Raw genomic sequence first — 12,855 nt, 5'->3', positions numbered from 1 at the left:
CGGTGGCCGCGGGTGTGGCCACCGGGACCGACGATGCGGCCGGGTGCGGTGTAGCGCCGGGCTTCGGATCAGCGGTAGTCGTCGTCGAACTCGACGATCCGGTTCTGCTCCTGCGCGTCCCACTCGTTGGCCTCGGAGATGGCCGGAATCGTGTCCGCCTCGTCGTCCTGCCAGCTCGGCACCGCGGTCACCGACTGCTCGGCGGCGTCGACCTCGGGCGTCTCCAGGCCGATCTCGTGCGTCGGGTTGGTCATACCCGGCTCCCCTCCAGTGTGACCGGCTCGGGCTCCTGTCCATGGTGCGCGTTCCCCGCTCCTGATGCCGCACAAACCGGCACGAGCCGCCGGATCGCTCAGGTTCACCCGGCAACGCCCGGCCGTCGGCCGGTGACGAGCCGGCTGAGCCCGCCCGCGACCAGCAGCGAGAGCCCGAGTGCGGCCGCACCGCCGGCGCCCGTGATCGGCAGGCTCTCGGTGCCACCGGTGCCGATGACGACCAGCGGCGCGACGTCGTCGGCCCGGTCGGGGTCGGCCGGCGGCGGCAGACCCGGATCCACCGGGACTGTGTCGACCCGGCCGGCGCCACGCCCGGCCTTCGTCACCCGCAGCGTGATCTCGTGGAGGTGCCGCACCCCGGGCTCCAGGGCCGCGGTGGACCAGCATCGGAACACTCGATCGTGCATCTCGTGACAGGGGCCGGGCAACGACGCGACCCTGGTGTTGGCGGGGATGCGGACCGAGACGTCCAGCCGGTTGTTGACGTACAGATCGGGGTGCAGGCGACCCGGCCCCCGGTTGATCAGACCGATGCGCACGGTCGTCCGGTCGCTGACGTCAGCGGTGCTGGTGGCTCCCAGCGCGGCGACGTCGGCGTGCCGGCCACCGGTGACGTCGAGGACCACCTCGGTCCAGTTGTTCGCGTCATCCACATCGGCCTGCGGGCCGGCGGCCGTGACGACCTCGGTCAGGGTCAGCACGGGGCCGCTCCGTGGTGCGGGTTCAGCCGGGCCGGCGCCCAGAGCCGATCGCATGTCGGCCCATTCGGTGGCTGTCATCCAGTGCGCTGCGGCAAGCATCCGGCTGCCGGTGACCGAGTCGGCGGGTGGCCGGAACCCGAGCGGCCCGGAGAGGGCATAGGTGGCGCCCGGTGCGAGCGGCATGTCGAAGGCGCAGAGCAACCCGGCCTCGTCGGCGGAGCAGTTGCGGTAGGGAACCGGGGCGAGCAGCCGGCGGTCGGCGCCGAGGCGCAGCACCAGCCCCTCGACTGTGGTGGCGCCGGTGTTCCGTACCCGGAGATCGGCATTTGCGGTGCCGCCCGCCGGTGCGGAGATCGGGCCGGTCTCCACCGCCCGCAGATCGACCGCCTCGCCGACCCGGACGGTCGAGGTCACGGTCCGGGCCGCGCCGTCGAGGGTCGCGGTGATCCGGAGGGTGCCGGCCGCCCCGGTGCCGGCCCGGCTCGTCGGACTGATCGCCAGAGTGCCGATCGGCTGTGGCATCCGAGTGCTCAGGCTGCGTTCGTATTCGCAGGTGAATCGACCGGCACCGCCGGTGCAGGGCGAGTCGGGGTAGGCGGACGGCCCGGCGCCGCTGCCGGCGATGATGTAGCCGACCTCGGCGGGGGAGATCGACGCGAAACCTGCGACGCCGGAGTGGTCGACCGTGAAGCGGACGCGGTGGACGCCCGAGGCGGTGACCGTGGCCCAGATCGGGACAAGCTTCTGCTCGCCGCCCGGGGCCAAGGTGACCGTCTCCAGGTGCAGGCGCGGATCGGATGCGGCGTGGGCAGGGAGCTGGCCAGTACAGAGAGCGAACCCGGCAGCCGACACGGCGGCCGCGATCCGTCCCGGAAGTGCGGACATGCACCGAGGTTAAATGCCCTTTAAGTCCCCTGAGTCGGTTTCCTCGTCCGAATTTCGGGGCGATTTCCGCTACGCACCGCAACTGCGGAATACTGCCTGCTGGAGGACAGCGCGGTCCTGCCCTCTGCTTCCCGTTCCAAGAGCAAGGAGCGCACTGATGCCTATCGCTTCCCCCGAGGTCTACGCCGAGATGATCGATCGCGCCAAGGCCGGCGCGTTCGCCTACCCGGCGATCAACGTGACGTCCTCGCAGACCCTCAACGCGGCCCTGCAGGGCTTCGCGGAGGCCGGCAGCGACGGCATCATCCAGATCTCCACCGGTGGTGCCGAGTACGTGTCGGGCCCGACCATCAAGAACAAGGTGACCGGCGCCGTGGCGCTGGCCGAGTTCGCCACCGAGGTCGCGAAGCACTACCCGATCAATGTCGCGCTGCACACCGACCACTGCCCGAAGGACAAGCTGGACTCGTTCGTCCGCCCGCTGATCGAGGTCTCCAAGGAGCGGGTGGCCGCCGGCAAGGCGCCGCTGTTCCAGTCGCACATGTGGGACGGCTCGGCCGTGCCGCTGGAGGAGAACCTGCAGATCGCCGAGGAGCTGCTGGCCGCGACCGCCGCCGCCAAGATCATCCTGGAGATCGAGGTCGGCGTCGTCGGTGGCGAGGAGGACGGCGTCTCGGCCGCGATCGACGACAAGCTGTACTCCACGGTCGAGGACGGCCTGGCCACCGTTGCCGCCCTGGGCCTGGGCGAGAAGGGCCGCTACCTGACCGCCCTCACCTTCGGCAACGTGCACGGCGTCTACAAGCCGGGCAACGTCAAGCTCCGCCCGGAGATCCTCAAGGAGATCCAGGACGCGATCGGCGCGAAGTACGGCAAGGAGAAGCCGCTCGACCTGGTCTTCCACGGTGGCTCGGGCTCGCTCCTGTCGGAGATCCACGGCGCGCTGGACTTCGGCGTGGTGAAGATGAACATCGACACCGACACCCAGTACGCGTTCTCCCGCCCGGTCGCGGATCACTTCTTCCGCAACTACGACGGTGTGCTCAAGGTGGACGGCGAGGTCGGCAACAAGAAGGCGTACGACCCGCGCGCCTGGGGCAAGCTGGCCGAGAACGGTCTCGCCAAGCGCGTCGTCGAGGCTTGCGAGCACCTCCGCTCGACCGGAACCACTCTCTCGAAGTAATCAAACCGGCGACGGCCGGTCCCCGCACGAGGGGACCGGCCGTCGTTGTCTTGCGATGGCACGCGGCGACGTGGGTACCATCGTCCCGTCTTGATCTAGGGGCGGTGATTTTGCTCGGCATCGACGGTTGGAAGCCCGAGTGGCATCACGACGCCGAGACGCTCGCCGCCGCGCACCGGCACATGTTCGTCCGGCTGATCGGCCGCCGGCTTCGGTCCAGCTGGCTCATGTGGGACGTCGCCCAGCGCGGCTGGTTCGCCGACGGGCCGGTGATCCTCGACTTCGGACTGAACCGTGTCGAGATCACCCACCGCAAATTCGACGAGTGCGCGATCACCTGGGATCAGATCGACATGTCGGTGCCGATCGACTGGTACGAGCATTTCGACTGGCGGGCCGACCCGCACGCGGCGCTGCGCCGGGCTCGCGGCCGGCATCTGCGGGCCGTCAACATCATCGAGCGGACCACCTCGGCGGACTGGCGGCCCCGGGTCCTGCATGCGGTCGAGTTCCTCTTCGACGGGGCGCGGCTCGCCGTGTACAACGCGATGGACGAGAACGGGCTCACCGACGTGCCGGAGTCCGAGCTGCCACCCGTGCACTGGCGTCGCGTCCACGTCGCCTGAACCGCCGGCCGCCGTGGCCGACGCTCAAGGGCCACTCAGGTCGATACCGCCGGCGCCGCCCCCGGTGCTCCCGGTGTAGCGGGCGGGATTGTCGATGTGGGCCGTGTCCAGGTGGTGGCCGGCAGCCCCGCTGTTACCTCGGCGCATCCACCCGACCGCTGCGCCGAGGACCACCACGATGCCCATCAGGACCAGCAACGTTGTCAGCATGCCTGCAGTGTGCCTCCCGCCCGCCAATGCGGCGCCACCACCGTTCGGTCAGGAACCCCCGCCGCTACCGCCACCGGAGTCACCTCCGCCGCCCCAGCCTCCTCCGCCGTCCCAGCCGGAGCCGCCGCTGTCGGAGTAGTCGGCGCCGTTGCCGATCTCACCGGTTCCGATGAAAGGCGTCCCACCGATGAAGCCGGCGGAACCGTGGCGCCGCTGCTGGCGGGCCTCCCGGCTCGTCCGGCGCGCCGTGTGCACCATGAACCCGACCGCCAGCAGAAGACCCATCAGGAAGAGCGTCATCGTCAGCATGGCTGCAGTGTGAGTGACGCCCGCCACCACGATTGATCAGTCGCCGCCGCCGCCGCCGCCACCGCCGCCGCCGCTGTCGCCGCCGGACGAGCCGCCGCTGTCGCCGCCGGACGAGCCGCCGCTGTCGCCGCCGCCCCAGCCGCCCCAGCCGCCACTGCTGTCGTCGCTGTGCGAGGACGAGTCGCTGTCGCCCCCGTAGTAGGCCGACCCGCCGTCGTGCGACGACCGGGTCCGGCCGGAGCCGCGACCGGCGCCGGAGCCCCGCACGGCCTTACTGCGGCGCGACAGCTTGAAGATGATGATCGAGGCGAGCAGAGAGATGAAGAACAGCGCGCCGGCCAGGAAGCACGCGATGATGACCACGGTATCCATGAGCGCAGTGTGCGGCATGCCCGCCAGATCACCCTCGCAGGGCTGCCAGCGCCTCCTCCAGCGAGTCGGTGACCACGATCAGACCGGACTGGTCGCCGTGTGGTGAGCGGGCCAGCAGCGGCCCGAGCAGCTCCGCCACCGGCAGCGCCGACCAATGTTCGGCGCCGAGGAAGACGAAGGCACCGGACGGCCCGTCGGTGCGGTAGAAGGTCTTCGTCGCCGCCTGGAAGATCTCCTGGACGGTGCCGGCCCAGCCGGGCGCGAAGACGATGCCGCCACGGGACAGCCGCAGGATCGAGTCCTCGCGGACGGCGTTGGAGAAGTACTTGCCGATCTGGCCGGCGAACAGGTTGGCGGGCTCATGGCCGTACAGCCAGGTGGGTAAGGCCAGACCGCCGTGCTGCAACCGGCCAGCGAGGCTGGTGTCCGGCTGGGGGTAAGCGTCGCGCACGGCCAGGGCCGCCGCGGTGTACGGGTCGTGGTCACCGAAGTGCGGCGCCCCGGCCAGCAGGTCGATCGCGGCCGACAGCTCCGCACCGGAACGCGACGCGAAATACGCCCCCAGGTTCGCGGCCTCCATCACGCCCGGCCCGCCGCCGGTGACGACCAGCCGCCCGGCCGCGGCCAGCTCACGTGTCAGATCGGCCACCATCCGGTAGGCCGCCGAGCCACGCGGCTCCGCGTGCCCACCCATGATCCCGACCGGCCCTTCGTGCCCGTGCACCGCGGCCCACGCCGCCAGCGCCTTCCCCAGCGCGTTGTCGATCCCGGCGTCGTGCAGCCGCTGGGCGAGCGCCTCCCGGATGTTCGGCACCGCGCCGCCGTGCGCGACGAAATGGTGGTGGACCATGGTGTCGTACATCCCGGCGAACCCGTTGCCGGCGAACCCGTCCGCGAGGTCCTCGGGGGTGTAAAGGGCGGCCGGATGAGTCGGGTAGGGGCAGTCGTCGAACGGCGGGACCACGTGCGCGCCGCGACGGATCAGGTCGAGTTCCACGTCCGGGCTCGCGAACTCGCAGCCGACGAAGAGCGCGTTCCGGACGTCCACCCCGGCCAGATCCGGCGGGTCCCGATCCAGGCGCAGCCCCAGGACGGCAAGCCCGGACAGGGTGCGTTCGGCCAGGTGGACGTCGAGCTCGGCCCGTGACTCGATCTCGAACTCGGTCGCGTCGAACGGGGCGTCCCCGCCGAGCACTGGTTGCAGCGGATCCGGCATGCGTCCATCTTGCGTGGCACACGCCAACGAGGTTTTACCGCCCCGACATCTAGAGTGTTCGCATGCGTGCTGCGTCGGGATCGCTCTTCGGGTTGGCGTACGGGGACTCGCTGGGCAAGCCCACCGAATTCCGGCCGTACGCGGAGATCGTGGCGAGGTACGGCCCGGGCGGCCCACGCCGGCTGGAGGGCGAACCGGCCCTGGTCACCGACGACACCCAGATGGCGCTCGCGGTCGGTGAGGCGCTGCGCGAGGTCGGCACCCTCACCCCGGACGCGTTCGAGCCGGTGCTGCGGCGCCGGTTCGTGGAGTGGGCGGCCAGCCCGGAGAACGACCGGGCCCCCGGCATGACCTGCCTGCGGGCCTGCGCGGCACTCGCCGACGGCCGGCCGTGGACCCGGGCCACCCAGGCGGAGTCGAAAGGCTGCGGGGCGAACATGCGGGTCACCCCGGTCGGCCTGGTCCCCGGGCTGAGCGACGACCAGCGGGCCGGAGCGGCGCAACTGCAGGCCGGGCTGACACACGGGCATCCGACCGGACTGGCCGCGAGCGAGCTCACCGCGTACGCCTGCCGTTGGTTGATGGACGGCCTCCCGCCGGCCGACCTGCTCGCCGCCCTCCGCGAACGCTGCGACGAGCAGCGCAAGATCTATCGATCGGAGTGGCTGGGCACACTGTGGCAGCGCTCCGGCGCGGCCTCACCGGAAGACTTCATCGCGGTGGGCTGGGACGAGTGCGCGGCCGCGCTGGACCGGGTGGCGGAGGCGCTGGCCGCCGGCCGGTACGACGGCGACCCCTGCCTGGCGACCGGCGCCGGCTGGATCGCCGAGGAAGCCCTCGCCACCGCGCTCTACGTCTATCTGATCTCCCCGGACGAGCCGGTCGCCGTCCTCGGCCGCGGCGCGGCCTCCTCCGGCGACTCCGACTCCATCGCCTGCCTGGCGGGTGCCTTCGCCGGGGCTTCGCTCGGGCTGAGCGCGTGGCCGGCCGAATGGCAGACCCAGATCGAGTACGCGGATCGCCTGTTCCGCCTCGGCCGGGCCTGGGACTGACTGCCCGGAGTCAGCACGAGCCGCACGCCGGCTGGTGCAATTCGTACGCCGGTCGGAATGAACCACGGTCGGCCGGGTTGAATGAGGGCATGCAGAACCTCCTTCCCGAGCCCCCGGCAACCCTGTTGCCCGCCGACGTCGAGGCCGACAAGGCGCTGGCCGAGGCCACCACGGTCGAGGCCGTCAAGGCGGTCGCCGCCAACTACCCGGCGTACAGCGCGGTCTGGGCACCGCTGGCCACCGAAGCTCTCGCCGCCGGTGAGCCGGTCACCGCGTACGCGTACGCCCGCACCGGTTACCACCGTGGCCTGGACGCGCTGCGCCGCAACGGCTGGAAGGGTCACGGCCCGGTCCCGTGGGCGCACGAGCCGAACCGTGGCTTCCTGCGCTGCCTGCACGCCCTGGCGCTGGCGGCCGCGCAGATCGGCGAGGCCGACGAGGCCGCCCGGTGCAGCCAGTTCCTCCGGGACAGCGACCCGGCCGCCGCCGACGCCCTGACCTGACCCCGCGTGTGAAGTTGGGGTGCGTTCCGCACCCCAACTTCACACACACCCCGCGAGGCCGACTTGTGTGTGTGAAGTTCAGGTTCGAATCGAGCCTGAACTTCACACACACTGCGTTTCAGAGGCCTTCGGCGACGGCTGCCGCGATCTTGAGCCAGGCGTCCTTGGTGTTGCCGGAGAGCTCACCGAACCGGATCGGCTCACCCGAGTCGATCAACCTCTCGTACGGAGCGAGCAGCACCGCCCGGGTACGCGCGGCGAAGTGCTGCTCGATCGCCGGCAGGTCGATGTCCTTCCGGGTCGGCGGAATGGTCACCACGGTGACCGCCTCGCGCACCAGCCGCCGCCGTCCCGACTGCTCCAGGTGGTCGAGCATCCGGGCGGCCGGCTCCGCCGAGTCGTTCCGCGCCGACATGGTGATCACCAACTGGTCGGTGGCGTCCATGGCCGCCTGCCAGTTCTCCGCCCGGACGTTGTTACCGGTGTCCACGAAGATCAGCTTGTAGAACCGGCTCACCACGTCCCGGATCTCGGCGAACGCTCCCGCGGTCAGCATCTCGCCGGCGGTCGCCGACTCGTCCGAGGCGAGCACGTCGAACATGCCCTCGCCCTGTGCCCGCACATATTGCGAGAGGTCACCGACGCGGCCCTGCGCGCCCTGGAAGAGGTGCAGGTCGCGCATCATGTCGCGGACCGTGCGCGCGTGGAAGTCCTGCTGGGCCCGCATGCCCAGGGTGCCCTGGGTCTCGTTGTTGTCCCAGGCCAGGACGTAGCCACCGCGCTTCTGGCCGAAGGTCATGGCGAGCAGCAGCACGGCGACCGTCTTGCCGGCGCCGCCCTTCGGGTTGACGACCGTCACCTGGCGCAGGCCGCCGAAGTTGCGGCGGACCTTCTCGACGTCCTGTTTGTATTCCAGCTCGCGTTTGCCCGGGGCCAGCTTGACCAGGCCCAGGGTGCCCTTCTTGAGCATGGCCCGCGGACCCATGGTGGCGTTCTGCTGGGCGGGCCGGGCGAGCCGGCGGCGGGCGAACTCCTCGGCGGTCGGTGTGCCGTCCGCGATCCAGTCGAGCTCGTCGAACGGGTTGTCGGAGGGCGGCGGGGGGGGCTGCGGCTCGAAGGGCGCGGGCTGCGGCTCATAAATCGTCCCCGCCTCGAACTGCGGCTGCGGGACCGGCGGGGTGCTGAACTGCGGTTGCGGCACCGGGGGTGTGTCGTGCGGCTGCGGCACGGGGGGTGTGTCGAACCGGGGCTGTGGAACGGGCCGGTGAGCGGGCTCGACCGGCGGAGGCGTCACAGTCCCCGGAGGCAGCGTGGGCGGAGCGGGCGGGGACACCGGCTGCGACGGCCGGCGCAACGGCTGCGCCCACGGCGAGTCGGGCGGCAACTGCCCCTGCTCCACGACCGGCTGCTCGACCACCGGCCAGGCCTGCGTCGGCGCCTCGAAAGTCACACGCTGCGCGGGAAGCGGAGGCTGCTGCGGCGGCGCCGGAGGCAGGGGCGCCGCGGGCTGCTGCCCCGGCACGTGCACACCCGGCGGCAACCCCGCACTCCCCGGGGTGCGGAACACCCCGGGCTCCACCTGGACCACACCGGAAGGCGGAAGCGGAACGGGCCGGCCGTGCACCGGAGTCTCCTCCGGTTCGTCCTCGACCCAGAACGGTTCCACATCCCGAGCGGGTGTGTCCTCCACGGATCGGACCTCCCGGTAACCAGACATGTAGCCGAACACCCAACTTAGCCCGCGTACACCGCCCACGCGCCGGCCTCGGTCCACCAGCTTCGCTTACGGCTGGTGGAACCCGCCACACCGTCGTCGAGGAACTGCAACTCACCGTCGCGGGGCAGCACCGACACCGCGCGTCCCCGGGCCCGGCGCACCTCCACCCGTACCCGCGGGGCTTTGAAACGCTGTTTGACCACTACCGGGACCGCTACCGCGACCTCGACCCGGCCGTCGGTCGGATCCCCGTCGGCCAGCAGCCGCAGACCGTCGAACTCGGCGTACCCGCCGCCGTTGCCGACCACGCAGGCCAGCACGGCCTCCTCGCCGTCGGTGAGCAGCGCGTCGTCGACCTCGACCCGGCCGCGCCACGGCACCGCCTTGCCTTCGTTGTTCGCACCGCCGAGCAGCGCGCCGTCGAGGGTCACCGAGCCGCCGTCGTTGCGCAGCAGGTCGAGCCGACGCACGTGACCTGCCAGGACCGCCTTGGCGACCTCGGCCGGGGTGCGCGGCAGGCCCAGCTGGGCGGCCAGGTCGGTGCGGTTGCCCGGGTCGAGCGGCAGGATCGCCAGCGGGGGCAGGTCCGGCACCGTGCGGCCGGCGGCCAGGTCGCCGGGACGCTTGCTGGGCGCCGGGGCGTACCGGCGGACCAGCCGGCGCACGACGGCGCGTAGCTGGCCGTCGGTCGCCGTGGCCACCACCAGCCGCTGTCCGTCGCCGGCGGAGGGCCAGGTCAGGCCGTCCGCCCGGGCCGGCCCGTCGAACCGGGCCAGCACCGCGTCGATCTCGGAGTCCGAGCCGGCGACCACGGTCTCGACCCGTGCGCCGGCCTCTCGCAGCGCGTCGGCGCAGGCCAGCACGGGGGTACGCGGGGCGCAGGCGGTGTTGCAGCCCCCGCAGCCGGACCCGCAGGAGTCGCCCGACCCCTCGGCCAGGCTGAGGAGCACGACGTCGAACATCTCAGACGCCGCCGAGCACCGAGTGCCGCTCGATGACCGCCTCGCGGCCCGGGCCGACGCCGACGATCGAGATCCGCGCGCCGATCCGCTGCTCGACGAACTCGACGAAGTTCTGCGCCTCCTTGGGCAGGTCGTCGAAGTTGCGGCAGCCGGAGATGTCCTGCTTCCAGCCCGGCAGCGTCTCGAAGACCGGGGTGGCGTGGTGGAAGTCGGTCTGGTTGATCGGCATCTCGTCATGCCGGACGCCGTTCACCTCGTACGCCACGCAGACCGGGATCTCGTCGAGACCGTCGTAGTTGTCCAACTTGGTCATCGCGAAGTCGGTGACCCCGTTGATGCGCTGCGCGTAACGCCCGATGACCAGGTCGAGCCAGCCGATCCGGCGCGGGCGGCCGGTGGTGGTCCCGTACTCGTGGCCGACCTCGCGCAGGTAGTCGCCGACCTCGTCGTGCAGTTCGGTCGGGAACGGGCCCTCGCCCACGCGGGTGGTGAACGCCTTCAGCACCGCGACGACCCGGTCGATCCTGGTCGGTGGGATGCCGGCGCCGGTGCAGGCACCGGCGGAGATCGCGTTGGAGCTGGTCACGAACGGGTAGGTGCCGTGGTCCACGTCGAGCAGGGTGGCCTGGCCGGCCTCGCAGAGCACGACCTTGCCGGCGTCGATGGCCTGGGACAGTTCCAGAGCGGTGTCCGCCACGTACGGCCGGAGCCGCTCGACGTAGGAGAGCAGCTCCTGGACGACCTCCTCGGCCTTCACCGCGCTGCGGTTGTAGATCTTCGACAGCACCTGGTTCTTGAAGGCCAGTGCGGCGGTCACCTTCTGCCGCAGGATCGACTCGTCGAAGAGGTCCTGGACGCGGATGCCGATCCGGTTCATCTTGTCGGCGTACGTCGGGCCGATGCCGCGGCCGGTGGTGCCGATCCGCCGCGCTCCCAGGAACCGCTCGCTCACCTTGTCCAGCGACCGGTTGTAGGAGGCGATCACGTGGGCGTTCGCGCTGATCCGCAGGCGCGACGTGTCGATGCCACGGGCCTCCAGGCCGTCGATCTCCTGGAACAGCACGTTCAGGTCCACCACGACGCCGTTGCCGATCACCGGTACGACACCTGGGGAGAGGATTCCACTCGGCAGCAGGTGCAGTGCGTACTTCTCGCCGTCGATGACGACCGTGTGGCCCGCGTTGTTGCCGCCGTTGAACTTGACCACGTAGTCGAGCCGGTCTCCCAGCAGGTCCGTGGCTTTGCCCTTGCCCTCGTCGCCCCACTGGGCGCCGACCAAAACGATCACCGGCACTTCGGTAATGCCTTTCCCGAACGGGTCGTACCTGGAGGAGTCCGGGTACTGCCGAAGTTTACGCGACGTCCACCTCACTAAGATGGGCTGTCGTGCGCGTACTTCTGATCGGCTCTGGTGGGCGCGAGCACGCGCTTGCCGTCGGGCTTGCCGCCGACCCGTCCGTCGACTTCCTGGCCGCTGCGCCCGGCAACCCGGGCATCGCCCAGTTCGCCGAGCTGCACGATGTCAAGGTCACCGATCCCGCCGCGGTCGCGGCGCTCGCCGTCGAGCTGAGCGCCGACCTGGTGGTGATCGGTCCTGAGGCGCCACTGGTTGCCGGTGTCGCCGACGCGGTGCGGGCCAAGGGCATCGCCTGCTTCGGCCCGAGTTCGGCGGCCGCGCGGCTCGAGGGCTCCAAGACGTTCGCCAAGGAGGTCATGGCCGCCGCCGGTGTGCCGACCGCCCGCTCGTTCGCCTGCAGCGACATGGACGCGGTCCGTTCCGCGCTCGACGAGCTGGGCACGCCGTACGTGGTGAAGAACGACGGCCTGGCTGCCGGCAAGGGCGTCGTCGTCACCGACGATCTGGACGAGGCGCTGATCCACGCCGAGGCCTGTGGCACGGTGGTCATCGAGGAATACCTCGCCGGCCCCGAGGTCTCGCTCTTCGTCGTCACCGACGGCACCGCGGCCGCGCCGCTGATGCCGGCCCAGGACTTCAAGCGGCTGGGTGACGGCGACGAGGGCCCGAACACCGGCGGCATGGGCGCCTACGCCCCGCTGGACTGGGCGCCGGCCGATCTGGTCGAGCGGGTGCTGCGGGAGACCGTCGAGCCGACGCTGGCCGAGATGCGCAGGCGGGGCACCCCGTTCACCGGTCTGCTCTACGTCGGGCTCGCGCTCACCCCGGACGGCCCGAAGGTGATCGAGTTCAACGCCCGGTTCGGCGACCCGGAGACCCAGGTCGTGCTGGCGCTGCTGGACACGCCGCTGGCCGGTCTGCTGAACGCCGCGGCCACCGGCACGCTGGCCACGCACCCGCCGCTGGCCTGGAAGGACGGCTCCGCGGTCACCGTCGTGGTCGCCGGCCACAACTATCCGGGTGTGCCGCGGACCGGTGACGTCATCGAGGGCGCCGATCGGCCCGGTGTCATCCACGCGGGCACGGCGCGCAACGACGCCGGTGAGCTGATCTCCGCGGGCGGGCGCGTGCTCAGCGTGACCGCCACCGGCGCGGATCTTGCGCAGGCTCGCTCGGCCGCTTACGCCCTGGTCGACGGCGTGCGCCTGAAGGGTGCCCAATTCCGCCGGGACATCGCGCTGAAGGCCGTCGAGGGCAACATCAGGACCATTTAGTCGTACGACCTACCGAAGTCCCCACCCATCCGCCGCGACCTCCTGCCACTCCGGGCCGCACCGCGCCCGCCGGCCGGGTCGGCCCACGACCTGCGTGGGGGGGTTTGGGGGGGGGAGGAACCAAAAACCCACAAACAAGACCCCCCACCAGGAGGGGGGGTGGGGGGTTGGAAAGAGTTGGTGGGGGTTTGTGGAGAAGAAAAATTCCCCTTC

General features: G+C 71.1%; 14 protein-coding genes. 5 read left to right on the top strand and 9 right to left on the bottom strand.

From position 1 onward, the window contains the following. Positions 1-68: 68 nt before the first annotated feature. Together AC0NH5_RS28615 and AC0NH5_RS28610 are read right to left on the bottom strand one after the other, a co-directional pair. Entirely contained in the window at positions 69-254 is a 186-nt protein-coding gene (locus AC0NH5_RS28615) for a hypothetical protein (RefSeq protein ID WP_474409703.1), read from the bottom strand. Positions 255-358: 104 nt separating this feature from the next. Then, a complete protein-coding gene (locus tag AC0NH5_RS28610; RefSeq protein WP_474409702.1) occupies positions 359-1,861 on the bottom strand; it encodes a hypothetical protein in 1,503 nt (500 codons plus the stop codon). A 157-nt stretch (positions 1,862-2,018) separates the two neighbouring features. On the opposite strand from AC0NH5_RS28610, the gene fbaA reads away from it, so the two are divergent. Beyond that, the gene (gene fbaA, locus AC0NH5_RS28605; protein WP_474409700.1) at positions 2,019-3,044 is read left to right on the top strand and encodes a class II fructose-bisphosphate aldolase; all 1,026 of its coding nucleotides are present in this window, start codon (positions 2,019-2,021) and stop codon (positions 3,042-3,044) included. Positions 3,045-3,148: 104 nt separating this feature from the next. Then, a complete protein-coding gene (locus AC0NH5_RS28600; RefSeq protein ID WP_474409699.1) occupies positions 3,149-3,670 on the top strand; it encodes a hypothetical protein in 522 nt (173 codons plus the stop codon). A gap of 24 nt (positions 3,671-3,694) precedes the next feature. Here AC0NH5_RS28600 and AC0NH5_RS28595 read toward each other — a convergent pair whose 3' ends face one another. The 4 genes from AC0NH5_RS28595 to AC0NH5_RS28580 are packed head-to-tail and all read right to left on the bottom strand — an operon-like array spanning position 3,695 to position 5,777. Further along, positions 3,695-3,880, bottom strand: coding sequence for a hypothetical protein (locus tag AC0NH5_RS28595; RefSeq protein ID WP_474409697.1), 186 nt, complete (start codon positions 3,878-3,880; stop codon positions 3,695-3,697). A gap of 48 nt (positions 3,881-3,928) precedes the next feature. After that, positions 3,929-4,189, bottom strand: coding sequence for a hypothetical protein (locus AC0NH5_RS28590; RefSeq protein WP_474409696.1), 261 nt, complete (start codon positions 4,187-4,189; stop codon positions 3,929-3,931). Positions 4,190-4,225: 36 nt separating this feature from the next. Further along, complete coding sequence (locus AC0NH5_RS28585; protein WP_474409695.1) at positions 4,226-4,561, bottom strand: hypothetical protein; 336 nt, start codon at positions 4,559-4,561, stop codon at positions 4,226-4,228. A 28-nt stretch (positions 4,562-4,589) separates the two neighbouring features. After that, complete coding sequence (locus AC0NH5_RS28580; protein WP_474409694.1) at positions 4,590-5,777, bottom strand: LOG family protein; 1,188 nt, start codon at positions 5,775-5,777, stop codon at positions 4,590-4,592. A 62-nt stretch (positions 5,778-5,839) separates the two neighbouring features. On the opposite strand from AC0NH5_RS28580, the gene AC0NH5_RS28575 reads away from it, so the two are divergent. Together AC0NH5_RS28575 and AC0NH5_RS28570 are read left to right on the top strand one after the other, a co-directional pair. Then, entirely contained in the window at positions 5,840-6,829 is a 990-nt protein-coding gene (locus AC0NH5_RS28575) for an ADP-ribosylglycohydrolase family protein (RefSeq protein WP_474409693.1), read from the top strand. 89 nt (positions 6,830-6,918) lie between these two features. Next, positions 6,919-7,332 (top strand): DUF3151 domain-containing protein, encoded by a 414-nt coding sequence (locus AC0NH5_RS28570; RefSeq protein WP_474409692.1) that lies wholly within the window; start codon positions 6,919-6,921, stop codon positions 7,330-7,332. Positions 7,333-7,450: 118 nt separating this feature from the next. Here the strand turns inward: AC0NH5_RS28570 and AC0NH5_RS28565 are convergent, their stop codons facing one another. The 3 genes from AC0NH5_RS28565 to AC0NH5_RS28555 are packed head-to-tail and all read right to left on the bottom strand — an operon-like array spanning position 7,451 to position 11,305. Further along, the gene (locus AC0NH5_RS28565; protein ID WP_474409690.1) at positions 7,451-9,022 is read right to left on the bottom strand and encodes a MinD/ParA family ATP-binding protein; all 1,572 of its coding nucleotides are present in this window, start codon (positions 9,020-9,022) and stop codon (positions 7,451-7,453) included. 44 nt (positions 9,023-9,066) lie between these two features. Next, complete coding sequence (locus AC0NH5_RS28560; RefSeq protein WP_474409689.1) at positions 9,067-10,011, bottom strand: diacylglycerol kinase family protein; 945 nt, start codon at positions 10,009-10,011, stop codon at positions 9,067-9,069. Position 10,012: 1 nt separating this feature from the next. After that, on the bottom strand, positions 10,013-11,305 hold the full coding sequence (locus AC0NH5_RS28555) for an adenylosuccinate synthase (RefSeq protein WP_474409688.1): 1,293 nt from the start codon (positions 11,303-11,305) through the stop codon (positions 10,013-10,015). 92 nt (positions 11,306-11,397) lie between these two features. On the opposite strand from AC0NH5_RS28555, the gene purD reads away from it, so the two are divergent. Continuing rightward, positions 11,398-12,642, top strand: coding sequence for a phosphoribosylamine--glycine ligase (purD, locus tag AC0NH5_RS28550; RefSeq protein WP_474409687.1), 1,245 nt, complete (start codon positions 11,398-11,400; stop codon positions 12,640-12,642). Positions 12,643-12,855 lie beyond the last annotated feature (213 nt).

This window comes from Actinoplanes sp. 13, assembly GCF_056134165.1.
The sequence above is the reverse complement of the archived record's forward strand: the minus strand, read 5'-3'. Positions and strand labels throughout refer to the sequence as shown.

Excerpts from the sequence above, each read along its gene's own strand:
- AC0NH5_RS28585 (WP_474409695.1), bottom strand. The coding sequence starts at position 4,561 with ATGGATACCGTGGTCATCATCGCGTGCTTCCTGGCCGGCGCGCTGTTC.
- fbaA (WP_474409700.1), top strand. The coding sequence starts at position 2,019 with ATGCCTATCGCTTCCCCCGAGGTCTACGCCGAGATGATCGATCGCGCC.
- AC0NH5_RS28570 (WP_474409692.1), top strand. The coding sequence starts at position 6,919 with ATGCAGAACCTCCTTCCCGAGCCCCCGGCAACCCTGTTGCCCGCCGAC.
- AC0NH5_RS28615 (WP_474409703.1), bottom strand. The coding sequence starts at position 254 with ATGACCAACCCGACGCACGAGATCGGCCTGGAGACGCCCGAGGTCGAC.
- AC0NH5_RS28595 (WP_474409697.1), bottom strand. The coding sequence starts at position 3,880 with ATGCTGACAACGTTGCTGGTCCTGATGGGCATCGTGGTGGTCCTCGGC.
- AC0NH5_RS28580 (WP_474409694.1), bottom strand. The coding sequence starts at position 5,777 with ATGCCGGATCCGCTGCAACCAGTGCTCGGCGGGGACGCCCCGTTCGAC.
- AC0NH5_RS28610 (WP_474409702.1), bottom strand. The coding sequence starts at position 1,861 with ATGTCCGCACTTCCGGGACGGATCGCGGCCGCCGTGTCGGCTGCCGGG.
- AC0NH5_RS28590 (WP_474409696.1), bottom strand. The coding sequence starts at position 4,189 with ATGCTGACGATGACGCTCTTCCTGATGGGTCTTCTGCTGGCGGTCGGG.
- AC0NH5_RS28575 (WP_474409693.1), top strand. The coding sequence starts at position 5,840 with ATGCGTGCTGCGTCGGGATCGCTCTTCGGGTTGGCGTACGGGGACTCG.
- AC0NH5_RS28560 (WP_474409689.1), bottom strand. The coding sequence starts at position 10,011 with ATGTTCGACGTCGTGCTCCTCAGCCTGGCCGAGGGGTCGGGCGACTCC.